The 24,120-nt window shown below is 45.4% G+C and carries 19 protein-coding genes and 1 riboswitch; of the genes, 14 read left to right on the top strand and 5 right to left on the bottom strand.

Going from position 1 to position 24,120, the window contains the following annotated elements; genetic code table 11:
* The first annotated feature begins 190 nt into the window (after window positions 1-190).
* The 7 genes from MKY52_RS12920 to MKY52_RS12950 all read left to right on the top strand — a co-directional run bounded on the left by MKY52_RS12920 (window position 191) and on the right by MKY52_RS12950 (window position 11,885).
* Window positions 191-1,978: a sensor histidine kinase gene (locus MKY52_RS12920; RefSeq protein WP_341051634.1), complete on the top strand. Its 1,788-nt coding sequence runs from the start codon at window positions 191-193 to the stop codon at window positions 1,976-1,978.
* Window positions 1,975-3,516 carry a response regulator transcription factor gene (locus MKY52_RS12925; RefSeq protein WP_341051635.1) on the top strand — a complete coding sequence of 514 codons (1,542 nt, stop codon included), beginning with the start codon at window positions 1,975-1,977 and terminating at the stop codon, window positions 3,514-3,516. The genes MKY52_RS12920 and MKY52_RS12925 overlap by 4 nt, the downstream gene beginning before the upstream one ends.
* A 787-nt stretch (window positions 3,517-4,303) precedes the next feature.
* The gene (locus tag MKY52_RS12930) at window positions 4,304-5,239 is read left to right on the top strand and encodes an ABC transporter permease (protein WP_256716397.1); all 936 of its coding nucleotides are present in this window, start codon (window positions 4,304-4,306) and stop codon (window positions 5,237-5,239) included.
* Between the two features lie 65 nt (window positions 5,240-5,304).
* Complete coding sequence (locus tag MKY52_RS12935; protein ID WP_042191881.1) at window positions 5,305-6,210, top strand: carbohydrate ABC transporter permease; 906 nt, start codon at window positions 5,305-5,307, stop codon at window positions 6,208-6,210.
* Between the two features lie 146 nt (window positions 6,211-6,356).
* Window positions 6,357-8,114, top strand: coding sequence for an ABC transporter substrate-binding protein (locus MKY52_RS12940; protein WP_076285489.1), 1,758 nt, complete (start codon window positions 6,357-6,359; stop codon window positions 8,112-8,114).
* 118 nt (window positions 8,115-8,232) lie between these two features.
* Entirely contained in the window at window positions 8,233-10,605 is a 2,373-nt protein-coding gene (locus MKY52_RS12945; protein ID WP_341051636.1) for a glycoside hydrolase family 95 protein, read from the top strand.
* 140 nt (window positions 10,606-10,745) lie between these two features.
* Window positions 10,746-11,885, top strand: coding sequence for a transglutaminase domain-containing protein (locus MKY52_RS12950; protein WP_341051637.1), 1,140 nt, complete (start codon window positions 10,746-10,748; stop codon window positions 11,883-11,885).
* A gap of 454 nt (window positions 11,886-12,339) precedes the next feature.
* Here MKY52_RS12950 and MKY52_RS12955 read toward each other — a convergent pair whose 3' ends face one another.
* Both MKY52_RS12955 and MKY52_RS12960 read right to left on the bottom strand, forming a co-directional pair.
* Window positions 12,340-13,818, bottom strand: a complete 1,479-nt coding sequence (locus MKY52_RS12955) for an amino acid permease (RefSeq protein ID WP_042131059.1) — start codon at window positions 13,816-13,818, stop codon at window positions 12,340-12,342.
* Window positions 13,819-14,019: 201 nt separating this feature from the next.
* Window positions 14,020-14,225: riboswitch (Lysine riboswitch) on the bottom strand.
* A gap of 103 nt (window positions 14,226-14,328) precedes the next feature.
* Window positions 14,329-15,465, bottom strand: a complete 1,137-nt coding sequence (locus MKY52_RS12960; RefSeq protein WP_042191874.1) for a virulence factor — start codon at window positions 15,463-15,465, stop codon at window positions 14,329-14,331.
* 243 nt (window positions 15,466-15,708) lie between these two features.
* On the opposite strand from MKY52_RS12960, the gene MKY52_RS12965 reads away from it, so the two are divergent.
* From MKY52_RS12965 to MKY52_RS12975, 3 genes are all read left to right on the top strand, one after another.
* Window positions 15,709-16,674 carry an MBL fold metallo-hydrolase gene (locus MKY52_RS12965; protein ID WP_341051638.1) on the top strand — a complete coding sequence of 322 codons (966 nt, stop codon included), beginning with the start codon at window positions 15,709-15,711 and terminating at the stop codon, window positions 16,672-16,674.
* 156 nt (window positions 16,675-16,830) lie between these two features.
* Complete coding sequence (locus tag MKY52_RS12970; protein WP_042131056.1) at window positions 16,831-18,456, top strand: ABC-F family ATP-binding cassette domain-containing protein; 1,626 nt, start codon at window positions 16,831-16,833, stop codon at window positions 18,454-18,456.
* A 115-nt stretch (window positions 18,457-18,571) separates the two neighbouring features.
* Window positions 18,572-19,180 carry a histidine phosphatase family protein gene (locus tag MKY52_RS12975; protein WP_076285588.1) on the top strand — a complete coding sequence of 203 codons (609 nt, stop codon included), beginning with the start codon at window positions 18,572-18,574 and terminating at the stop codon, window positions 19,178-19,180.
* 82 nt (window positions 19,181-19,262) lie between these two features.
* Here MKY52_RS12975 and MKY52_RS12980 read toward each other — a convergent pair whose 3' ends face one another.
* Window positions 19,263-19,448: a hypothetical protein gene (locus MKY52_RS12980; RefSeq protein ID WP_042191867.1), complete on the bottom strand. Its 186-nt coding sequence runs from the start codon at window positions 19,446-19,448 to the stop codon at window positions 19,263-19,265.
* 124 nt (window positions 19,449-19,572) lie between these two features.
* On the opposite strand from MKY52_RS12980, the gene MKY52_RS12985 reads away from it, so the two are divergent.
* Entirely contained in the window at window positions 19,573-20,442 is an 870-nt protein-coding gene (locus MKY52_RS12985; RefSeq protein WP_042191865.1) for a cation diffusion facilitator family transporter, read from the top strand.
* A 201-nt stretch (window positions 20,443-20,643) separates the two neighbouring features.
* A complete protein-coding gene (locus tag MKY52_RS12990) occupies window positions 20,644-21,726 on the top strand; it encodes a C40 family peptidase (RefSeq protein ID WP_341051639.1) in 1,083 nt (360 codons plus the stop codon).
* Between the two features lie 237 nt (window positions 21,727-21,963).
* Here MKY52_RS12990 and MKY52_RS12995 read toward each other — a convergent pair whose 3' ends face one another.
* Together MKY52_RS12995 and MKY52_RS13000 are read right to left on the bottom strand one after the other, a co-directional pair.
* Entirely contained in the window at window positions 21,964-22,338 is a 375-nt protein-coding gene (locus MKY52_RS12995) for a hypothetical protein (protein WP_341051641.1), read from the bottom strand.
* 126 nt (window positions 22,339-22,464) lie between these two features.
* Window positions 22,465-22,632 (bottom strand): DUF1328 family protein, encoded by a 168-nt coding sequence (locus MKY52_RS13000; protein WP_042131050.1) that lies wholly within the window; start codon window positions 22,630-22,632, stop codon window positions 22,465-22,467.
* 188 nt (window positions 22,633-22,820) lie between these two features.
* Between MKY52_RS13000 and MKY52_RS13005 the strand changes: the two genes are divergently transcribed.
* Both MKY52_RS13005 and MKY52_RS13010 read left to right on the top strand, forming a co-directional pair.
* A complete protein-coding gene (locus MKY52_RS13005; protein ID WP_042191859.1) occupies window positions 22,821-23,327 on the top strand; it encodes a DUF948 domain-containing protein in 507 nt (168 codons plus the stop codon).
* A gap of 60 nt (window positions 23,328-23,387) precedes the next feature.
* The gene (locus tag MKY52_RS13010) at window positions 23,388-23,912 is read left to right on the top strand and encodes a hypothetical protein (protein WP_341051643.1); all 525 of its coding nucleotides are present in this window, start codon (window positions 23,388-23,390) and stop codon (window positions 23,910-23,912) included.
* Window positions 23,913-24,120 lie beyond the last annotated feature (208 nt).

Below are 24,120 nucleotides of genomic sequence, written 5' to 3' on the forward strand. Positions count from 1 at the left end.
ATATGTCTGATAAAAAAGGTCTTTCGCATATGGCGAAGGACCTTTTTATGACCATCTCGTTTATTGATCTGAGGATAGGCTGTATTCGAAGTTGTTGCCGTTCCTATTTTTCTTCTGTAAAGTATGGGGTATCTCCAGGGCAGCGTTAAACTCTGCATGAGATAGTGAAGGTTTCGGGGGGCGGAAGGCCATGTTCCAATGGATTGTTAAGCTGTTGAATGACATCAAAATCCGCAATAAGCTGTTGCTTGCTTTTTTACTTACTACGTTACTTCCGGTATTACTGGTAGGCGGTTATCTTACGTTTGAGATGAGGACCATGGCGTTTCAGAGCGCACTGGAACAAGCTTCAATCAACGTAGATCGGGTAAAGAAAAGAACGGAAGAAGTCATCGGTGTATCTCAAGATATCGCATATCGCTTGAGCAATGATGCACGGTTGAAGAGACTTGCCATACGTCAGTATGTTAGCACTTACGATGTGGTGGAAGCTTACCGCGATTATTCGGATATGCGTGAGTATCTAAGGTTGTATAAAGATATATCCAACATTCGCTTATACACTGACAACGCTACGCTGCTTAATAACTGGGAGCTGATCAATCCTTCACCTGAGATTAAGGAGAGCCAGTGGTATCAGAGAGCACAGCGGTACGATAGTCTTGTCGGTTGGGAATATATCGAAGATGAGCGTGATAAGCGGAATTATTTAAGTCTTGTCCGCAAAATCGAGCTGGAGGGCTCCAGTAAGATCGGTGTACTCGTTATTAATGTGAACAGTCAGCAGCTTGCATCCATTCTAAGCCAGGAATCTTTTGATACCATGATCGTCGATGATCAAGACAATATCATTGCAGCGAACCGGAAAGATCGGACAGGTAAAAAGCTGGTGGATGTTTCTTTTGACACGAAGCTCTTGGGGCAGGGAAGTGGAAGCTATGAAGCAGTAGTAGATGGTGAAGCTTCCAAAATTGTGATCGAGGAGCTTAAACCACAAGCCAGCCGAAATGCACTACGAATTATATCTGTTTTTTCGATTGAAAGTATAGTTAAAGAACCTAATCAAGTAATTAAGCTTTCGATTACTGTGGTTGCGATAAGTGTTCTATTGGCCTTTTTAATTATATATAGCTTCTCCTCGTTGTTTTCGCGACGATTGCTGCATTTAAGCAGACATATTAACCGAGTCAGTACTGGGGATTTTGATACTACATTAAAGATTGATGGCAAGGATGAAATCGCCCTGTTAGCTCGTCAATTCAATTCCATGGTACGCAGCATTAATGATTTGATGTATGAGGTACAGGAATCCAATGCTCAGAATAGTCTGCTGGAACAGAAACAAAATGATATACGATTCAAAATGCTGGCCAGCCAGATTAACCCGCATTTCTTATTCAATGCACTAGAAGCGATTCGGATGGAAGCTCACATGAAGGGGCAAGTGGAAATTGCCCGTGTGGTACGTCTTCTAGGTAAAATGATGCGCAGTAACCTGGAGGTAGGCCGAAGTAAAATTTTGCTTAGTCAGGAATTAGAAGTGGTACGTTGTTACTTGGATATTCAGCAATTCCGTTATGAGGAGAGGTTGAAATATCAATTTACTGTAGACCCTGCCGTTGAATCTCTTTATATGCCCCCGCTTCTTATTCAGCCACTTGTTGAGAACGCAGTAATCCACGGACTGGATAATAAGATGGAAGGTGCATTTGTGACGGTGGAAGTTGTAAAAGTTGGGGATCATGCTAAATTTACGATTACAGATAACGGAGTAGGAATATCTCCAATTCAGCTGGAGGAATTACTGAACACGCTTGAGCGTAAGGAAGAGCGTGAAGGTGAGCGAATTGGACTTCGTAATGTACATGACCGGCTAAAACTATCCTACGGCGCAGAATATGGGCTAACGATTGAAAGTAGACCTAATGTAGGAACGGTTATTTTCTTCTGCATACCAATGGAGGACAACAATCTATGATAAAAGTGATGATTGTCGATGATGAGCCGAAGCTACGGGAAGGACTTCGAAGTCTGATCCCATGGGAGAAGCTCGGTTATACGGTGGTAGCTACAGCAGCTAATGGCTTGCAAGCACTTGAAAAGTATCATACCTTCTACCCGGAGCTGATCGTTGCTGATATTCGTATGCCTGGAATGGATGGTCTGGAAATGATTAGTGAGCTTCGCAAAGAAGGCTCAGAAAGTCATGTGCTCATTTTGAGTGGACATGCTGATTTTGAATATGCTAAGCGGGCGATTGGTTATCGGATCGACGGCTATTTGCTGAAGCCAGTGGATGAGGATGAAATGATCGTATGTCTGGAACAGCTACATGAAACGATCGAGCAGGAGCAGCGGTTCAGTGACTGGAATGAGGAGGAGCCCGCTCGCAATAGGGAAACTTTACTCCGAGCGCTTCTGCAGCCAACCTCAGAGGAAGAACTGGAGGAGGACCTTAGCAGACATGTGGATGCGATAGGACTTGATCAGGGGAATTATGAAGTCATTCTCATTGAATTAAGAAAAACAGCTGGTGCAAATGATGAGGATCTCCGGGGAATCAAAACAGTAATGGAACAGCATTTTAGTAATCATCCTAATGCATCATTCTTTACATTGTCACAGTATTTGGGCATTCTCATGAAGGATCCGGACCAGAGCGCGAGCAAGCGGGAAGAATTATATAAGGGATTATCTGCAGTGATAGAACCAAGGGGTTACGACTTCATTGCAGTAGCGGGGGGAGTAGTACCTCGACCTGAAATGGCGGGAGAATCGTTTAATTCAGCACGTGAACTGTTAAGACGCTCCTTCTTCTTCAAAAAGGGGATCATCATCAGTACAGATCCTTCGGGATTTCTGATGGAGATGAGGGAGGAAAGTGAAGACGCGCAAGAGACAGAGAGTCGTCTGCTGCTTGCGGTAGAGACAGGAAGTCTTGGCGCGATTCGACCGATAGTGCTGACTATCTGTGCTGAACTTGTATCTGCGGGCAGCAACGAATTGCGAATTAAAGAGACCTTTGTGAGACTCCTTAGTACTGTTCTGGCTCGTCTGGAGCCTACGTATCCGGAAATTCGCACCTATGCAGCAGAGCATTCCCCTCCAATAGGTGAGCTTTATCAAAGTTATTATTTGTCTGATTTGCAGGATCAGGCTGTCTCATTTCTCGAAGAAATTGCGGGCCAGATGACCAGTGGGCGTGGAAATGAAATTAAGAAGATCACAGAAATAATCAACCGTCGCTACAATGAGAACCTAAAGCTGGAGACCTTATCCGAGTTATTCTGCTACAACAGCGCTTACCTCGGTAAAATGTTCAAGAACACCACAGGAGAATACTTCAATACGTACGTGGATAAAGTTCGGATTGAGAAGGCTAAGGAATTTCTGACGCAAGGTATGAAAGTATACGAGGTGGCCGAGAAGGTAGGATATATGAACCCTGATTATTTCAACGCTAAGTTCCGTAAATATGTAGGAATCTCACCAACTTCTTATCGAAAAAGCATCTAAGGATGGTGTGGTATTCTTGTCTTGTCTGTTATACCCGTGGCTGAGTTCAGGTGGTTTTCTGAACTTCAGTCCACGGGTCTTTTTTTTGTTTTCCCTACTCCCACCAATTGTACGTGGTGAAGTATTAATGCAGTTAAATAGACACCTGCTTAAGCTTATGCGGGTGGAGGGCTAATGCATTTTCTTTAGAATCGGGGTTCTAAACATCTGCTGGTAAAGGAGCGAAGAGGAATTTTTGGAACTGTAGAAGCGTTGAAATCTTCTAATTTTAAAAGGGCGACTGGTAGAAGAACGAAGAGGAATATTTGGAACTGTAGAAGCGGAGCGTTCGCCCGAAAGCTTTTCGTAGAAAAGCTAGCTTCGAAAGCATATGCTATCCTCAGATTTCTACCGCGAGAAGCGGTTTAAATCAGGAAATCTGAGGATAACAGCGATCGGAAGTCCAAAAATTCCTCGTAGTGGCTGGTTACCAGAAGCCTAGTTGAAAAATTCGAAGAAGCAAGCGATCGGAAGCCCAAATATTCCTCGTAGTGACTAATATCCAGCAAGCAAAGTGTTTTTAGGAGTCCAATTCAAAGAATAATGCAGACGCCAGCAGCATTAGCCCCCCTGTGTCGAGGAGCGAAATGAGAATTCACCCCGGACAAAAATCTCTAATTTTCACCTGATTTTAAGTCGAATTTATAGGGTACTGCAATCGCTTACAAAGTTTTAGAATTAAGGCATAGAGAGGAGGGGCTTTATGAAAGCGGACACAGTAACTGCTCAAATCCCGCCGGACACCCGAATGCGCAACAAAAAGCCTGCTTCAGGAGGACGGTTTTGGAGAAGCTTTAAGAATCAAAAGTATTTGTGGATGATGTCGATACCTTTTGTAATCTGGGCATTCGTCTTCAGTTATCTCCCATTATGGGGCTGGACGATGGCTTTTCAAAAGTACAAGCCCGCACGTGGCTTTTTTGAACAAGAATGGGTAGGTTTTGAACACTTTAAGACATTGTTCAGTGACTCGCAATTTCTTCTGGCGCTGCGTAATACGCTGGCGATGAGCGGAATGGGCTTGGTCGCAGGCTTTATCTTTCCGATAACGTTTGCAATATTGCTCAATGAATTGCGTCTTGGATTTTTTAAACGTTTTGCTCAGACCGTCTCGTATTTGCCTCACTTTGTATCATGGGTGGTTGCAGCGGGAATTGTAACTAAAATGCTATCTAGTGAAAATGGTCTTGTAAACGATCTCTTGTTAACAATTGGATTTATAGACTCACCTATCCAGTTCATGGCTCAGGGCCATCTCTTCTGGGGAATCGTTACTTTATCAGATGTGTGGAAAGAAACCGGATGGAATGCGATTATCTACCTTGCGGCTATCTCGGGTATTGGACCTGAACTGTACGAAGCGGCCCGAGTAGACGGTGCCAGCAGGCTCCGCCAGGTATGGCATATTACCCTTCCAGGTATCCGGCCGACCATTACAGTGCTACTCATTATGTCGATTGGTAATTTGCTGAATATCGGCTTTGAGAAGCAATTCTTGCTTGGAAACAACCTCGTTACCGACTACTCTCAGGTGCTGGATCTGTACTCTCTGAAATACGGACTAGGCATGGCGAGATATTCCTACGGTACCGCGATCAATATATTCAACTCAGTGATCAGTGTAATCCTGCTGTTTACGATTAATGGAATCTTCAAGCGTACAACTAAAGAGAGCCTTCTGTAACACAGAAGGCCCTTCTACCAATCGTGGCTGCAATATTGCCCTTTTCATGAAAGGAGAGCGTTACAGTGGGAAACACAGCTATCACCGGAAAGTCGTGGTCAGACCGGATCTTTGACTTCATAGTGTACTTTGTAATACTGTTCGTGGTTGTAATCACGATCTATCCGTTTCTGAATGTGCTTGCTATCTCGCTGAATGATTCAGTGGATAGTGTGCGCGGCGGCATCACCATTTATCCTCGGGAATTTACCTGGGACAATTACTTAAAAATCTTCAGTTTCGCAGGGCTGATCACCGGGTTTAAAATATCCGCTTTGCGGACAGTCGTCGGTACTTTGTTCGGTCTGATCAGTGCCTCGATGCTAGCATTTACGATCAGCCGTCCTGATTTTGCAGGCCGCAAGTTCGTCTCCACATTCTTGGCGATGACCATGTATATCTCTGGAGGAATGATTCCAATATACATGCTGATCAAGGATCTCCATATGATGAACAGCTTTGCAGTCTATGTATTACCTGGACTGGTTAGTGCCTTTAACGTCTTCGTCATCCGCTCCTTCATTGACGGCCTGCCGTATGCACTGCAGGAATCGGCGAAGCTGGATGGAGCGAATGATTTTACCATTTACTGGCGTGTCATCCTGCCGCTGATGAAGCCAGCCCTAGCAACAATCGCACTGTTCCTAGCGGTAGGTCAATGGAATGCATGGTTTGATACGTATTTGTATAATGGTTCAAGCCCTCATCTGACGACATTGCAATATGAACTGATGAAGGTTCTGCAGAGTACAACCAGTGGTAATGGTGGCGATTACCGCTCCAACATTGCTTCTCTAGCTTCGAATCAGGTCTCACCAGAGTCTATCAAGATGGCGATTACGATTGTCGTAACCGTGCCAATTTTGTTGGTGTACCCGTTCATTCAGAAATATTTTGTTCAAGGTATGACACTTGGCGCTGTGAAGAGCTAATCACAGCTAACAGGGGAGCATAGTCTCCCCTAAGCTTTAAGAGTGTTTTGTATCCGTTTTCTTTTCTTGTGGGAAGTTTTGGGATAAGTATTAACAGGATTTATCTGTGATACGATAGATAAACAATTTTAAGGAGGGTTTATGTAATGGGGAATAATAGAAAAATAAAAGCTAAAGCAACGGCACTTACACTTACTTCTATTATGATGCTCGGCATGCTCGCAGGTTGTGGTGGAAACAACGGCAATAACGCAGCTGGGGATGCAGCTGGAAATGCAACAAATAAAGGGAACGCGGCTAATTCGGCCAATGCGGTTGAGGATACTTCTCCGCTCACGATGACTTTCTTCAGTGCTGACCCTAACCCGAACTGGACAGGCATGCAAGATGAAGTAGGTAAAGTGATTACGGAAAAAACAGGAGTTACCTTGAATGCTGAATACGCGGTTGGTGACCCTGCTCAGAAAGTAGCGTTGATCGCAGCAAGCGGTGATTATCCGGATCTGATCAGTGCCAAGACCGACGTAAGCAAGCTGGTGGATGCAGGCGCAATGCTTGATCTGACAGATCTGATTGAAAAATATGCTCCGAACATCAAAAAAGTATTAGGCGAAGAAGGCATGAAACGCTCACGCTACAGTGACGATGACCACGCGATCTATGCTATCCCTACGTATGCAGGTGTGGATAACAAATACTTTGATGCTGGCGGCGGATTTGAACTACAGCACCGTGCTGTTAAAGAAGCGGGATATCCTGCAATTAAAACTGTCCAAGATTATGAGAACGTAATTAAGGCTTACCTGGAAAAACATCCAACCGATGAAAATGGTAACAAAAACATCGGTCTGACCCTAAATGCAGATGATTGGTACATGTACATTACAGTAACTAACCCAGCATTCACTACTACAGGCTCTCCTGATGATGGTGAATATGCAATCGATATCGACACACAAGAAGTAACTTATCACTTCCGTCGTCCTGCTGAGAAAGAATATTTCCGCTGGCTCAACCATATGAACGATATCGGATTGCTTGACCCGGAAAGCTTCGTTCAAAAGTATGATCAGTACAAAGCTAAAATCGCTACCGGCCGTGTTATTGGTTTGATCGACCAAGACTGGGGTTATGGCGATGGAGAAAGAGCATTGAAAGCTGAAGGTAAGCTTGATCAAGGATACGGACACTATCCAGTAACCCTGTCTGAAGAGTACAAAGAAACTTCCTTCTGGCCTACAGGCTTTATGGGTGGTAACGGCATTGGGATCAGCGTAGATGCTAAAGATCCGGTACGTGCAATTAAATTCTTGGACTACTTAGCTTCCGATGAAGGTCAAGTATTGGTTAACTGGGGTATCGAAGGCAAGCATTACAACGTAGTTGACGGCAAACGCGTCATTCCTGAAGATGTGAACAACCGTAAATATAACGACACTACCAATTTCCAAAAAGAAACAGGACTTGGCAATGTCGGATCAAACTACGCTCTGCTTAGCGCTCACTATGGTGACGGCGTATTGGATCCAACTGGAAACTACTATACAACTCGTTTCCCTGAGCAAGTAACAGTAGGCTACAATGCAGTTGAAAAAGAAACACTTGCTGCTTATAAAGCAACAACTTGGAAAGACCTCTTCCCAAATGAAGATGAATTCAAAGTTAAACCTTGGGGCGCGGCATGGAACATCACGATTCCTGGGGATAGCGAAATTGTCGTTCTCGATAACAAGCTGAAGGATATCAGTTGGAAACGGATTCCTGAAGCCATCTTGTCCAAACCAGCTGATTTCGACAAAGTTTGGGATGCTTACATGGCTGAACTCGATAAAGCTGGTGTAACGAAAGCTGAAGATTTACGTGAAGAGCTGGTTAAACAACGCGTGAAACTTTGGAATGAGTAATTATTCCTGAAACACGGCTAATAAAATAAAAGCATGAAGATGGCGGGAAGTCCGAACGAAAGTCCGGGCTTCCCGCCGATTTGTTTTCATCTGTAATTACAGGATAGGAGGAATATACGTGGGAGAAAGAAAGAACACTAGGCGGCATAAGCTCTGGTATAAGCAGCCGGCAGCTGTATGGGAAGAGGCACTGCCCGTGGGTAACGGCCGTTTGGGCGGTATGATCTTTGGCGGAACGGAAGAAGAACTAATTCAACTAAATGAAGACACCTTGTGGTCGGGATTTCCGCGGGATACAGCTAATTATGAGGCGCTGCGTCATTTGACTCCGGCCAAACAATTAGTGGCAGAGGGGAAATACAAGGAAGCGGAATCACTGGTAGATTCCAAGATGTTAGGCAGACGGACTGAATCCTATCAACCGCTCGGAGACTTGCGAATGAAGTTCAATCTTGGTGGTCCTGTAGAGGATTATCAGAGGGAGCTTGATTTGGATCAAGCGCTTGCTACGGTATCCTATACTGCTGGGGATGTAAGGATTGTGCGCGAAGTTTTGGCCACCAGACCAGATGAACTTATAGTCATTCATATCCGTGCAGAGGGGAAAGAAGAGCTGGGTATTTTGCCGGATTTCTCAGTGGCTCTGACTTCACCGCATCCTTTCCGACTAGAGATCACTCCGGATGGCGCGCTGATGATGACCGGTCGTGCTCCATCGCATGTGGCTGATAATTATGTAGGAGATCATCCGCGTGCCGTATTATACGAAGAGGGGCTTGGCATAAGTTTTGCCGCTGCAATGGAGATCCGTACAGATGGCGGCAAATGTAATGCTGAGAACGGCATGTTGTCGGTTTCAGGTGCGCGCTCCATTACGATCCGCCTAGCTGCAGCAACCGATTTTGTCGGGTATGACCGGATGCCAGGAAGCGGCGGTAAGCTGCCTTCGGAGTTGTGCCTAGAGCAATTGGCTTTGTCCTCTAATGGATATGCAGAGCTGAAGCAGCGCCATCTAGAGGATCATCAGTCCTTGTTCCGCCGCGTGGAGTTGACGCTTGCACCTTCGTCCTCCCGGATAGAGCTTCCCACGGATGAACGACTAGCACGGTACCAGGAGGGGCAGGCAGATTCTGCACTAGAAGCGCTGCTGTTCCAGTATGGCCGCTACCTGATGATTGCTGGCTCACGACCGGGGACGCAAGCTCTGAATCTGCAAGGGATCTGGAATCCCTATCTTCAGCCGCCATGGAACAGCAATTATACGACTAATATAAACACTGAAATGAATTATTGGCCAGCCGAGTTATGCGGGTTGGGTGAATGCCATGAACCTCTAATCGATTTTATTACGGAGATTAGTGTGGCTGGCAGCCGTACAGCAAATATTCATTATGGCGCACGTGGCTGGACGGTGCATCATAATACAGATTTGTGGCGTATGACGTCTCCGTCAGACGGCAAGGCGATGTGGGCATTTTGGCCAATGGGAGGAGTTTGGCTCTCTCGCCAATTGTGGGAGCGTTACGCTTTCCGTCCAGATGAGGAATATTTGACAAACACAGCTTATCCTTTGTTAAAGGGAGCCGCGTTATTTTGTCTGGATTGGCTGGTAGAGCTGCCTGATGGAAGATGGACAACGGGTCTGTCTACCTCACCGGAGAATGTATTCTTGACTGCTGATGGCACGCCATGCAGTGTTTCAGCTGGCTCAGCTATGGATTTATCGCTGATCGCTGAGCTGTTCAAGCATTGCATTCAGGCTGCTGAGATTTTGAATACCGATGCCCAGCTGAGGCAGGAGCTACGCCAGAAACAGGAACGACTCGCTCATCCTGGGATTGCACCGGACGGACGTATTCGTGAATGGAATGAGGATTTTACTGAACAAGAGCCTGGGCACCGCCATGTCTCTCATTTGTATGATTTATATCCTGGAAATGTAATTAGTCCTTCCTCCACACCAGAGCTAGCGGAGGCGGCAGCGTTATCGCTTAAGAAGCGCTTGGAAGGCGGGGGCGGACACACGGGCTGGAGTGCAGCCTGGCTACTTAATCTATATGCGCGTTTGAAGGATGGAGAGAGTGCGTATAGCTGTTTACGTCGTATTTTGCAAGATTCAAGTCTGCCGAATTTATTCGGTAATCACCCTCCATTTCAGATTGACGGTAACTTCGGAACTACGGCCGGCGTTGCTGAGATGCTCTTGCAGAGTCATCAGGAAGGGCTTGAATTATTGCCTGCTCTTCCAGAAGAATGGTCTGAAGGCAGTGTGAAAGGTTTGGTAGCCCGAGGCGGCTTTATCATAAATATAGAATGGCGTGAGGGACGCTTAATGAAGGCGGAACTGACCTCGACGCATGGACAAATATGCAGAATTTACAGTCACCAGCCTTTGCTCATTCAAAGTTCCGATGGTTCACAAAAAGGGATAGAGATGGAATTTGAAACCGTAATAGGAGAGACCTATATCATTACACCGCAAAGCGAATAAAACACATCGTTCTAGCATATAGGCTGTTCTCAGAGTAGAATTATTCTACAGGGAGCAGTCTTTTTTTGCCTAAACGCTCATTATCTATTAAATGGTAGGGTTCATTACAAGTCTATAGGAGCCGGAGGAACGGAATATATATGTGGAAAAAACGCTTCACATTAGTAAAGATCATTCTGGGAGGAGTGATTATATTCGCTGCTATTCCACCGATGATTTATTGGGGCTGGGGTCATGCTTATGCGGCTTCGAGTTCACCCACCCTTCGTTCTGTAAATGAAGTAGCGCAGAAGCTAACGGGTGCAATGAACAACCGCAGGGAGACCATTACTTTTACTTATGAGAGCAAAGCTTCAAATTTGAAAACGAAAATACAAGCGGCTCTGGATCAAGCGATGGCTAGTGACCCTTATTTGTATTACATTATAGACAGCTACGGATATACTTATCGAGGAAGCGCAAGCTCTGTAAAAGTTACGGTGGAAGTGAAATATTTGGAGACGCTGGAGCAGACGGCTTTTGTAAACAAAGAAGTGAAGGCTGCGCTGAAGAAGATCATAACGCCGGGCATGAACAATCATCAGAAGGTGAAGGCTATCCACGATTGGGTTGTGCTTCATCTGAAGTATGACACTTCGTATCGTAAATATACGGCTTATGAAGGATTGAAGAGTGGCAGCGCCGTTTGCCAAGGGTATTCGCTGTTGACCTATAAGCTGTTAAAGGAGGCTGGATTCACGAATAAAATCGTTGAGGGTACAGCCAAACAGCCTGGAGGACGTAGCCAGTTGCATGCCTGGAATCTTGTGCTGTTAGATGGACGGTGGTATCATCTCGACACGACTTGGGATGACCCGACCCCTGATAAGGCAGATGTGGTTAGCACAGCATACTACTTGAGAACGGATGCGCAGATGCGTCAGGACCATAGCTGGACGAAGTCTTATCCGGCAGCTTCTGTAGGCTATCATAAGACCTTGTCTGCGCTTGTGGAGCGTGGAGGACAGAATGCGGCTGTCTATAAACAGCTTCAGAAGGATCTCAATTATGAGCTATATGCCGAGGAGCTAATTGTACGTTCGGTAGGAGATCTGACACGGCTAGCAAATAAGGCAATTGCCTCCGGTGAGGTGTCTATTTTATTCCGTTATCAAGGGAGTGGGACCAAGCTTAAGAATGACCTGCAGGAGCTATATAAGCTTGGACTAGAGGATGTATCTTACTCCAGTTCTGCTTTTGACAATACGGGCGATCTCAAAGTGTTTGTGACTTGGGAATAGATTTATATAATAAAAGGAATATCCCAGAAGCCTGAATGGCTGCGGGATATTCCTTGATTTTTAATGCTTCTTATTTGTGAGTCTCTTTGTGTGTTACTTCATTGATGCCTACAAACTGGATTACTACCGATTAACAATTGGGGAAAATATCCCTAAAATTCAGCGATTTCAGCTCTTAAGACTAATAATCAGGGAATTCCTCCCTGTAATTCACCCTATTCGGTGGTGAATATAGAATTCACCCAATTATTAGGGAGGAATTCCCTAATTCCATTCATTTAAAGAGCTTTCCATCTACTTTTAGGGATATTTTCCCTAATTCCTCTCAACTAGCTTTGCTGCAGGGAACGCCAAAAATGAAGGAGCTAAGCGTCTACAGACTGCTTAGCTCCTTCATTTGCATTTTAACAATATCTTACCACTCAGGTTGCTCAAAGTTACTTTTGGGTCTATTTTATTCTGGGTGAGTACTTAGGTCGCATTTATCCAAAGGAATAATATTACTCTTCCGGAACCAGCGATAGCCGACCCAGATCAAGACAAACAGCGGCAAGCTGATATAGGAAACGGCGATACCATACCAGTCGATATTTCCACCTGAGAAGGCGCCCATATTCTGACCGAGAATAGCTACAATACAAAGTCCTAAGGCAAAGATAGGTCCGAATGGGAACCATCTAGCTCGGTAAGGTAGTTCATCTAGCGAATGCCCTTGTGCTATAAAAGCACGTCTAAAACGGTAATGGCAGACCGCAATACCCAACCAGTTAATAAATCCGCACATACCAGAGGCGTTCAGTAGCCAGTTATATACGGCACCGTCACCAAAGAATGAAGCGAGAAAGGCGAGCATTCCGACAGCCGTAGTTACTAGCAAAGCGCCAACAGGGACACCACGGCGATTGAGCTTGCCCAGTGCGCGCGGAGCCATGCCATCCTTAGCCATTGCATACAGGACACGGGTGGAAGCATACATTCCAGAGTTCCCTGCCGACAGTACAGAGCTGAGAATGACGGCATTCATTACGGATGCAGCAATTGCAAGCCCGGCTTTATTGAACACGATCGTAAACGGACTGACTCCGATGTCATCGATGCCTCCACGCAGAAGATCTGGATTCGTATAAGGAATCAACATTCCGATTACAAATATAGCAAGGATATAAAAGATTAATATACGCCAGAATACTTGGCGGATCGCAATTGGGACGTTGCGACGTGGGTTCTCGCTCTCACCAGCAGCAACGCCGATTAGCTCGGTACCCTGGAAGGAGAATCCGGCTGCCATAAAGACCCCGACGAAGGCGAAGAAGCCACCGTGGAAGGAGCTGCCCCCGATTTGGAAGTTACTGAAGCCTACGGCTTCTCCACCCATAATGCCGAATATCATGAGGACACCGACAACGAGGAAGGCGATAACGGTAATGATTTTGATAATGGCAAACCAATATTCTGATTCCCCGTAGCCACGAGCAGATAGGAAGTTTAGGCCGAACATCAGCAGTAGGAACACCAGACTCCAGAGAAAGGAAGGGCTGTCCGGGAACCAATATTTAATGATGACGGTAGCCGCTGATAGCTCTGCTGCAATCGTAACCGCCCAGTTATACCAGAAGTTCCAGCCGATGGCGAAGCCAAAGGCGGGGCTGACGAAACGAGTGCCGTAGGTACTGAAGGACCCGGAGTCCGGTAAATAGGTGGCGAGCTCCCCAAGACTAGTCATTAGAAAATAAACCATTACACCCACTGCCGTGTAAGCTAGAAGCGCTCCACCAGGTCCTGCTGAAGCGATCGCGCCGCCACTGGCTAGAAACAGACCCGTACCAATAGATCCGCCAAGTGCGATCATGGTCAAATGTCTTGCTTTGAACGATTTTTTTAGCGCTGGCTGATTTATGTTGCCTTGCGCTGGGTTTTGCTGATTGCCCTGCATGAATATGACACTCCTTATGATCTAATCTTACTGTTCATGAACGGGGAGTGCTGAGCTGCTGACTCCCGCAAGGCGGGAGGTATACTTCGTGATTTCCAGAAGGTTATGGATGACTGTACGAAACATACAAATTCTGTAAACGCAAAGAAGCCGCAAACTATGTCTGCGGCTTCCATCTATACAGCTCCGCATCATACTCCCTGTGAAGATAGCGCAACACACTGCAGTCTGCTACTTACGCAGGCTGTACAATGTGACAGTTCCGTGCCTTTCGGCAACGGCCCCAGCCTGCACCGCTGTAAGAGCTACAGCGCAAGCTTCGGCGGATATTCCTTTCGGCGTGATTCATAGACGGCTCTAACGTCTCCACACGCGTACTCTTTATATCCGCGACCTCTACCTCATCTTAGTATGACGAGGCTATCTTTACTTCATTCATTTATAAACAACAGGAATTAGTATAAAGCAAGTTTACTGCTCAAAGCAATGACAAAATCAGGTACTTCCATGTTAATTACGACGGCGTTCTGACATCTGCTGCCATACGGTGCCTGCTGCGGCTTCACCTGAGGCGATACGCTCCAAAGCCATCTTGGCCTGAAGGCCAACCTCGAACTCTGGATCATCTGCTGCAAGTGTGAGCGCATCTTGAGCTTCGGATGTGCCAACTTCATAGAGAAAACGAGCTGCGCGCCAGCGGACAAGCTTGCTCTTATCTGTTAGCGCCGCCGTCATCACTGGCGTGGCGGCAGGATCGCCGATGTCGGATAGCGTATCGCCAGCCGTACGTCTTACGGCTGGGGCGCTGTCAGCCATCGCCTCATAGAGCAGCTCCATCGCCTCAGGCGTGCGAAGGTCGCCTAGATACACGACCGCAAGCCTGCGAATATGCAGCTTGGGATCGTGTAGCGCCGCCTTAAGCTCCGGCAGGAGCTCCGCCGTCGGCGTAAGATCCTCTAGCGCGGCGTAGCGCACGCGCCAATCCTCATGCTTCAGGTCTCGCAGCAGCTCATCCTGTGTGCGAGTTCGTCTCTGTTCGACGAACTCACCTTCGGCTCCGTGCGCAATGGCTTGCTGCACGAGGGAGTCGAGGCGTTCCTGCGGATACGCTGCCTCGATCTCTTGCTCGACCTCGCGCGCAATGTCCGCGGGCTCGCCATAACGCACGCCGTAATCGGTGAGCTTGCGCTCTTTAATCATCACGGCGCTAGCCACATCCATAACCGCTTTAGTAAAGCGGTTAGCTAAGGATATGCGCTCTTCATTCGCGCCCGTTTTGACGCGGATTTGCATCGGAATTCCGCGGAACAATTGGACGAAGACCTGCGCTTCCCCAAAATGAGCACCGGCATTCTCGTCAGCTAGGCTCCAATCTCCAGTTACACCTTCGCTGTTAGCGAAGCGGCTTTGAACTTCTCTTAGAATGGCTGCCCAATCGGCATTGCCTTTGCGCTCAAGTGCTGCGAAGTCAGCAGCATGATAAATGCTAATAACGCCCGGTATCGTTAACATTTCACGTGCCCAAGCAGGTGCGGAACGCTCACTTTCTGGAGTATAGGTTCTGCGAATTCCGGGTTCTAAACTTTCGTCCAAATGTAGCTTCATCGTATTTGGACTTGGAGTCGGTTCAATAAAAGTAATCTTCATACGTAGCTCCCCCTTGAACGGTATATGCACCGCCATACTTTATACACATATTATCTCATTTCTGGCGTGAAACCAAAAGAACTCTTCTATTATTTCGCTAAAGTCTGCAATTGTGATGAATAAAAGGGCGAACCTTTATCATGCTATTTGTATATTTTGCAAAATACGCTGCTGTTCAATATAGTTGTAGTATATTCGCTAAAGCTAGGATTGCTCGGTAAACTTCTGTTGAAGAGGTGTTGTATGCCTAAAACTCGTTACCATAACGTCGATAATGTAAGTACCGATAAATCATTAAAGGAATTTCGCCAGTGGCGTGAGGAGCGTCGGCGCAAGAAGAAGGACTATTCATATGTTGTACCGAATACGCCGCCCAGATTATCTTATCTGTCTGAGAATCGATTGGAGTCTACCATTACGTGGATTGGGCATTCAACATTTTTTCTTCAATATGAAGGGATGAATATCATTACAGATCCCATCTGGGCGAGAAGGCTGGGCTTTGAGAAAAGACTGGGACAACCTGGGATTCCACTTAGCGAAGTGCCACCGATTGACCTGATTCTGATTTCGCACTCTCATTATGACCATTTGCATATCGCCTCTATCCGCAAATTATATCGGGCAGGGACAACGCTTGTAGTTCCTGTTGGTCTGAAGCGAAAAATGCTTCGCAAAGGGTTCCACAACTGTGTGGAAATGGAATGGTGGCAGGAGATTAAGCTAGGTAAGATCAAGCTTAGGTTTGTGCCTACCCAGCACTGGACGCGGAGAACGCCATGGGATACGAATACTTCTCATTGGGGTGGGTACATCTTGGAGCCCGCTGATTCCGGAAATCAGAAGTCTTCTCCGAATCTTTATTTCGCTGGGGACAGCGGTTATTTTCCTGGCTTTAAGGAGATCGGAAGTCGTTATAAGATCGATATCGCGCTTATGCCGATTGGGGCCTATGAACCGGAATGGTTCATGACCTCTCAGCATGTAAATCCTGAGGAAGCCATTCAAGCTTTCCTAGATGTAGGGGCGGAGACCATGATTCCGATGCATTACGGTACCTTCAGACTTGCTGATGATACCGCCCGGGAAGCACTGGATCGCATGGAGAACGCCCGAGTTAAACACGCGATTTCGGAGGAAAGAATTCGTACACTCGGTTATGGAGAAACACTGGTCGTACAAAAGGAGAATCGCACATCTGGGGAATAATTGAAAAAATTCCTCCTTAAAAGTTGTCGCCGTAAAACAGTTGGAATAAGTTTCGTAGGAGAGAGATCAGCTTAAATGCCTATTTCACGGGATTTTTGCACTGATTTTATGCTATAATGAGCCGAAACCCTAAAGTGAAAAGGATGGTAATGCGTAATGATTAGCACAAGCGGCGTAACACTCCGCTACGGAAAACGCGCTCTCTTCGAAGATGTAAACATAAAATTCACCCCTGGTAACTGCTATGGTTTGATTGGTGCCAATGGTGCTGGTAAATCAACCTTTCTGAAAATTCTGTCTGGGGAGATTGAAGCGAACACGGGTGATGTTCATATAACACCAGGTGAACGCCTTGCAGTTCTGAAGCAGAATCATTTCGAGTACGATGAATTCCCAGTACTTGAAACAGTAATTATGGGTCACACTCGTCTTTATGAAATCATGAAAGAAAAGGACGCGCTTTATGCGAAATCTGATTTCACGGAAGCAGATGGTCTACGTGCCGGTGAGCTTGAAGGCGAATTTGCAGAACTTAATGGCTGGGATGCAGAGCCAGATGCGGCGGCTATGCTGATCGGTCTTGGCATTATGCGTGAACTGCATGATAAGAAAATGGCCGAACTGAGCGGCAATGAGAAGGTACGGGTACTCTTGGCACAAGCCTTGTTTGGCCGTCCAAACAACCTCCTGCTCGATGAGCCTACCAACCACTTGGATCTAGAATCGATTGGCTGGTTAGAGAACTTCCTTATGGACTATGAAGGTACTGTTATCGTCGTATCCCATGACCGTCACTTCCTGAACAAAGTATGTACGCATATTGCGGATATTGATTTTGGCAAAATCCAGATGTACGTTGGTAACTACGACTTCTGGTACGAGTCCAGTCAGCTTGCTCAAGCTTTACAGCGTGATTCGAACAAGAAGAAGGAAGACAAGATCAAGGAACTGCAAGCCTTTATTCAGCGTTTCTCGGCCAATGCTTCCAAGTCTAAACAGGCGACTTCTCGTAAGAAACAACTCGAGAAAATTACGTTGGATGACATTCGTCCATCTAACCGTAAATATCCGTTCCTCAACTTCAAACCTGAACGTGAAGCAGGTAAGCAGCTTCTGACGATCAGCGGATTGACCAAATCGGTTGAAGGTGAGAAGGTTCTTGATGAAATCAGCTTTGTAGTTAACAAAGGTGATAAGATTGCTTTCGTGGGTCCTTACTCCCAGCCTAAATCACTTCTATTTGATGTGATCATGGGTGAGCAGGAAGCGGATGCGGGTGAATATGCGTGGGGCGTCACTACAACTCAAGCTTATTTCCCAAAAGACAACTCCAGCTATTTCGATGGCGTGGACTTGAATCTCGTAGAATGGCTGCGTCAGTATTCTAAAGATCAGGATGAGACGTTCCTGCGTGGATTCCTTGGACGGATGCTGTTCGCCGGAGAAGAAGCACTGAAGAAAGCGAGTGTATTGTCCGGGGGCGAGAAGGTTCGCTGTATGTTGGCGAAGATGATGCTGAACGGTGCGAACGTGCTTGTATTCGATGAGCCTACCAATCACTTGGATCTGGAATCCATTACGGCACTGAATAACGGACTGATTGATTTTGACGGGACTATTCTCTTTACTTCCCATGACCATCAGTTCATCCAAACGATTGCTAACCGTATCATCGAGATCACACCTACAGGTGTAATTGATCGCACGATGACTTACGATGAGTATTTAGAGAATCCTGAAATTAAGGAAATGCGCCAACGCATGTATCCTGTAGAAGTATAATATTTACTTTCCGTTATGCGGAAGGAACCCGTTAAGCAGCTACTCTAATCCTGATAGGATTAGGGTAGCTGTCTTTATAATTTCGATTTTGAAAAGGTAACGGTAGGTGAAGCATGTGGACAGAACTATTTTTATTATGCGGCATGGGGAGACCGAGTTTAATACGCAAGGTCGTTACCAAGGCCAATTGGACTCACCTCTGACTGAGCATGGAATGGATCAAGTCAGACAAATGGGTAGGCTGCTTCGTTATTCGGTGGAGCATCCCTCCGAATGGAAGGTGATTTCAAGTCCACTTGGGAGAGCGCTGCAAAGCACACAAATTTTGTGTGAAATCTTAGGTTATGATTTCAATGAAATAGAAACGGATTCTAGGTTAAGTGAAGTTTCCGTTGGTTCTTGGTCAGGGCTAACGCTCAAGGAAATTGAGCAGGGCTGGCCAAATAGTCTTGAAGATACGACTATGTATGATTGGTATTTTCGTTCACCAGATGGAGAGAGCTATGAAGTGGTTCAGGAGCGTGTCACAGACTGGCTGGATAGCTTGTCCTCCACTCCGCGGGTCATTGCGGTTACACATGGATTAACAAGTAGAATTCTACGGGGAGTATACGCGGGGCTTACAAGACAGGAAGCCTTATCACTTGAGGTTTCCCAAAGCGCATGTTTTCAGTTGTCTAATTGTACAATAAAGAGAATCAGTTATGAATTTGATGAGTTCTAGCCCATCCTTTAAGGCAGACGAACGCATAAAAGGCTGCGTTGTCCCTGAGGGATGCGCAGCCTTTTATGTTTATAAAATAGTACTAGGATCCGCCGGTACGACGGCGTTGGTTGTTAGGCTTTTTGTTATTCTGACTTTTTAGTGGTTTAGCGGATCCGGCCTGAAAAGTTGATCCAGGTTTGGAGGAAGATTGTTGTTTCTTCTGCTCCAGCTTTTGCCGGATAGCTTCAGCTAAATTGATTTTTCCTTTTTCATTGTTTTCGCTCATTATGATAACCTCCTTTGAAGCAAGTCCTTCACTTTATTCTAATTGTTTTTAAATGCTGCTACAAGGGCAAGAATAATTGAAAGAATTCTTTTCTAACAAAACAGAAAACGAGGAGATAGCCAAAATGGTTGATATTTACGAAGATATACGTAAAGGCGAGCGTGGCGCTTGGGTTAGCATAGCGGCTTACCTCATTTTATCGACATTCAAGCTGGTTAGCGGTTATCTATTCGCCTCTAGTGCATTGGTCGCGGACGGAGTCAATAATCTAACTGACATCGTAGCATCTGCAGCCGTGTTGGTTGGTCTAAAGATTTCGCGGAAGCCACCTGACTCTGACCATGCTTATGGACATTTTCGGGCAGAGACAGTAGCTGCATTGTTGGCTTCTTTTATTATGGCGGTAGTAGGTATTCAAGTGATTGTGGAGGCGGTGCGGTCCTTTTTCGATCGTGCAAAGGAAACCCCGCAGCTATGGTCTGCTGGTGTTGCTCTAGTGTGTGCAGTAGCAATGATGGGAGTATACATATACAACAAAAGGCTGGCTAAGCAGATAAATAGTAGTGCACTAATGGCAGCGGCGAAAGATAATTTTTCCGATGCTATGGTTAGTATAGGTGCTGCTGTTGGGATTGTAGGTGCTCAGTTCGGACTGCCATGGATTGATTCTGCGGCGGCAGTAGTTGTCGGACTGATTATCTCTAAGACGGCATGGGATATTTTTCGTGACTCGACCTACCGCCTTACGGATGGCTTTGATGAAGATAGATTGATGGATCTACGTAGTACGATTGCTCGAACACCGGGAGTAGAGGGGATTAAAGATGTGAAGGCACGGGTTCATGGGAATCATGTACACGTGGATGTTGTAGTGGAGGTAGACGCGAATATTACAGTGGTGGAAGGTCATAGGATCAGTGACTCCATTGAAGAGAGAATGAGCAAGCTACACAATATTATGAATGTACAGGTGCATGTGGAACCTAAAGATTAAATTTAAAAAATTCTATTTTAAGGAAAAAACAAACATATTTAAGGAGGATTCAAGACTTTAGTCCTGTATTTTACCATAAAGTGGCATGATTATATGTGCAATTTGGAGCATGTTCCAAATCCCGGGCAAGCCTATAATGAGGGCATAAAGGAATGTAGTACACACCTTTGTTGAAATCTCATCATGGTATTGGGGGAACGTATGATTAAATCACATAAGCAATTAACAGCATCCTTATTGGTTTCAGCTGCAATTGTTGCAGGTTTAGGAGTATCTGCTCCTGGAAACGCAGCAGCAGCCTCAAGTCCATCAAATTCAGTTATGGCAGCAGCAGCCGGTCAAACAGCGGTCATCGAGGCAAGTGTTCGCCTTCGCAGTACACCTTCTACAAGTGGAGAAGTAGTGAAGTATTTGCAAAAAGGGGATCAAGTGCAGATTGTGGCACAACCGAATAGCTATTGGTATCAGGTGAAAGCAGCGGATGGATCCGTAGGCTATACAAGTACAGATGATAAGTATATCAGCGTAAATTCATCTTCAGTAGGTACACCAACAGCACCATCACCACAAACGGGAACCATAAAGTACGGAGTGAATCTTCGAACTGCTCCTTCTACAAGCGGAAAAGTACTGAGACTTCTGAAGAAGGGGGAACAAGTACAGCTTCTGGCACAGCCGAACAGCTCCTGGTATCAAATTCAAACCTCTGATGGTAGCATTGGATATATAAGTTCAAGTGATCAATATACTTCGTTCGCTAATAATGGGGGGACTGGGACGGTAACGCCGACACCAACGCCGCCAACACCAGTACCAGTACCACCTATTTCTACACCTGGGGCTTCTGCCCAAATCGAGAGTGTAATCTCAGCAGGTATGGGCTATCTGGGTACACCTTATGAGTTTGGTTCCAGCAGATATGATACAAGCACCTTCGATTGTTCTGATTTTATCCGGCAAATTTTCATGGATGCTGTGAATTTGAAACTGCCTGCTGATTCCCGTCAACAGGGAGATTGGGTGAAATCGAATAGTACGGTAGTTACGTCTACTTCCGGTTTGAAACGCGGCGATCTAATGTTCTTTATGGATTATAAAGGGAACTCCGCTTCAGCGTATGAAGGGATCGACAAATCTAAGGCAAGAATATCGCATGTTGCTATGTATCTAGGAGATGGACAAGTTCTCCATACTTATTCCGTAGCTTCAGGCGGGGTGAAAGTAGATAAATTAAGCGCTTCTTGGACGAATCGTTTCCTCTTCGGGGGATCGGTCATCCGATAATTATATAGGTGTACAGAAGCGGCAGCATCGCATGTTTGTGACGGGTGAACAAAGGCGGCGTAAGCGCAAAAGCTACCCCCTCAGTAGAATGATCTACTGAGGGGGTAGCTTTTTGTAAATATAGGAATTTATATGTTCCGTTCTATAAATTATCCTTATATTTCTCGCTTAAATACTTGCCGTCCTTATAGGGACGCCGAAGGCGTTTATGCTTGTTTATCATCTTCTCTGTACTAATTACATAATTACATTGGCAGCAACAGGAACCTTTACCCACGCTTTTCCTAGCCAAGTGTAGATTTCTCTCCATTCATTGCCCCAGGTATCCGTAATCACTTCACCTGTGGTATCAAGCGTTTGAGCGCTAAGCCAGCCTGCGGGAATCATACTGCCAACTGAAAAGTGGAAAGCTGTTTTTTCGGTTAGAACAATTTGTGGTGTGGCTGGAGTAATATCCGATGGGGTAATGATCGTTTCAAAAGATGTTGTGTAAGTGCTTCCAGTTGCGGTCGTAGAATCTGTAGATGTCCCTGTTACCTCTGCGGCTGATGCTGTAGCTGCTATTGAAGCCATAAGTCCCAAGGCAAGTGTAATGCTGGCGAATTTTTTCATGTTAAGTTCCTCCTCATTATGATCTAACTTCAAAACTTTTTCTTGTTTTCTCAAGTGACATCTGTGTGGGAATGACCTATACTTTCTGCATGATGAATAAGATATATGGATAGATATGGGAGGAGGCTACATCGATCTACCTCTGCGTCCCGTGAAGAGGGAAACAACAAACAGAACCAAGAAGACGAAGAATAGTATCTTCGCAAGACCTGCAGCGGCTGCTACAAGATTGAAGAAACCGAAGATACCAGCGATTACAGCTACAACTAGCAGAATTGCGGACCATTTTAACATTACATATCACCTATCCTTTTTTTGTTTTGTAGTCATTGTATAAACGGGGACTTTGATTCTGAAACAAAGGGGAGCAGGGAGTTTTGACAACGCTCGACAGATTGTTTCGGCATATGGTAGTAGGGGTAACTATGCAGTATACAAGGCTGATTAGCCACTATTTATGAGATTTGGAAGGGGTTATGAATATGATTATTGAACTTAGTGTAGCTCTCGTTGCTATCGCATTCGCAATACTTGTTTTCTTTCTAATTAAGACTTTGCAGTCAGCGAAGCAATCTCTCGACAAGGTAAGTCAGACCTTGGTGGAAGTTCAGAAGACGATGGATGAACTAACTTATGAAGTGAAGACTACAGTCAGACATGCAAATGAAATTACCGCTGATGTACAGAATAAAATTCAGAAGATTGATCCTGTCATAGATTCTGTGAAGAATTTGGGAGAAGTTATGAATGAGTTAACCTTAACCGTTAAGCAAGTTTCAGTAACTGTGATTGAGAGATATCGTAAATCGCATGAACTGAGAGAGAAGCGTAAGGGGATATCTATAAAAGAAGCTCCGCTGACTCCAGCTGAGGAACGTACGGTAAACTCCTATGATGCTGTTAATAACGAAAAAGCACCGGGGAAAATAGCTACTGTGTTAAAAAGTGTAGATGTAGCTGCAACTCTTTGGAAAAAATTCCGTCATTAAAGTTAGGGCAGCAAGTCCTCTGTAAATGGCGGCTGCAGATAAGAAAGGTGGGATAACAACATGAACATTATCATTCTTTTGTTTAGTCTACTTTCCCCATACTTTGATGCGTCTCCACAGTTGACGCCTATCTCGACTTTTAGTGATCAGCCTAAGACAGTTCTTACATTTGAACATTCCTCAGAAACGAGCCCTGCTATAAATCAGTTTGATTCACTGCAAGGTGTTGCTTTATATGTTACGAAGGAAGAATTGCTTCTGGCCAAGGGCAATCCGCTGGCGGTAACAAATGATCCATTGCAAGGGACAGAGGAGTACCAATATGCAGATGTAACAGTGGGTGTTGGTGAGGGGTTTGTACTGTATGTGCATGTCTCACCTTCTCAAGCACAGCAGTTTGGTCTACAGGTAAATGGGGTGGGAATTGATCCCGTGAAGGATAATGTGCAATCGACCTTGGGTAAACCCTATTTTATTGCCGAAGATGGTGATGTATACATGAGAGGAAACAATGCGCTCAAAATATATCGAAATTTGGCAGGTGAATTTGAAGGTATTGATTTATTTGATAGTATTTCTTCTTAATATGTTTCACTTTTGATCATTTTGGTTAATAAACAGAGGCTGTCTTTACCATAGAGTAACCTCCCGAACCACTACATGTAGTAGTTCGGGAGGTTACTTTGCTGAAGGCGTAAATGAACCTATTACTATATTTACATATATTAAAAATAGAAATAACACATTTAAATAGCGTATGATATAGGTAATGAGTCGCAGAATTTTACGTTCG

This window comes from Paenibacillus sp. FSL P4-0184 (genome assembly GCF_038004625.1).
Taxonomy (GTDB): Bacteria; Bacillota; Bacilli; order Paenibacillales; family Paenibacillaceae; genus Paenibacillus_AQ.

What these genes read in the sequence shown, in the direction of transcription:
- MKY52_RS12930 (WP_256716397.1), top strand. Translation starts at nt 4,304, where the DNA reads ATGCGCAACAAAAAGCCTGCTTCAGGAGGACGGTTTTGGAGAAGCTTT.
- MKY52_RS12985 (WP_042191865.1), top strand. Translation starts at nt 19,573, where the DNA reads ATGGTTGATATTTACGAAGATATACGTAAAGGCGAGCGTGGCGCTTGG.
- MKY52_RS13010 (WP_341051643.1), top strand. Translation starts at nt 23,388, where the DNA reads ATGAACATTATCATTCTTTTGTTTAGTCTACTTTCCCCATACTTTGAT.
- MKY52_RS12965 (WP_341051638.1), top strand. Translation starts at nt 15,709, where the DNA reads ATGCCTAAAACTCGTTACCATAACGTCGATAATGTAAGTACCGATAAA.
- MKY52_RS12940 (WP_076285489.1), top strand. Translation starts at nt 6,357, where the DNA reads ATGGGGAATAATAGAAAAATAAAAGCTAAAGCAACGGCACTTACACTT.
- MKY52_RS12990 (WP_341051639.1), top strand. Translation starts at nt 20,644, where the DNA reads ATGATTAAATCACATAAGCAATTAACAGCATCCTTATTGGTTTCAGCT.
- MKY52_RS12995 (WP_341051641.1), bottom strand. Translation starts at nt 22,338, where the DNA reads ATGAAAAAATTCGCCAGCATTACACTTGCCTTGGGACTTATGGCTTCA.
- MKY52_RS12960 (WP_042191874.1), bottom strand. Translation starts at nt 15,465, where the DNA reads ATGAAGATTACTTTTATTGAACCGACTCCAAGTCCAAATACGATGAAG.
- MKY52_RS12925 (WP_341051635.1), top strand. Translation starts at nt 1,975, where the DNA reads ATGATAAAAGTGATGATTGTCGATGATGAGCCGAAGCTACGGGAAGGA.
- MKY52_RS12970 (WP_042131056.1), top strand. Translation starts at nt 16,831, where the DNA reads ATGATTAGCACAAGCGGCGTAACACTCCGCTACGGAAAACGCGCTCTC.
- MKY52_RS12950 (WP_341051637.1), top strand. Translation starts at nt 10,746, where the DNA reads ATGTGGAAAAAACGCTTCACATTAGTAAAGATCATTCTGGGAGGAGTG.
- MKY52_RS13000 (WP_042131050.1), bottom strand. Translation starts at nt 22,632, where the DNA reads ATGTTAAAATGGTCCGCAATTCTGCTAGTTGTAGCTGTAATCGCTGGT.
- MKY52_RS12920 (WP_341051634.1), top strand. Translation starts at nt 191, where the DNA reads ATGTTCCAATGGATTGTTAAGCTGTTGAATGACATCAAAATCCGCAAT.
- MKY52_RS12955 (WP_042131059.1), bottom strand. Translation starts at nt 13,818, where the DNA reads ATGCAGGGCAATCAGCAAAACCCAGCGCAAGGCAACATAAATCAGCCA.
- MKY52_RS12980 (WP_042191867.1), bottom strand. Translation starts at nt 19,448, where the DNA reads ATGAGCGAAAACAATGAAAAAGGAAAAATCAATTTAGCTGAAGCTATC.
- MKY52_RS13005 (WP_042191859.1), top strand. Translation starts at nt 22,821, where the DNA reads ATGATTATTGAACTTAGTGTAGCTCTCGTTGCTATCGCATTCGCAATA.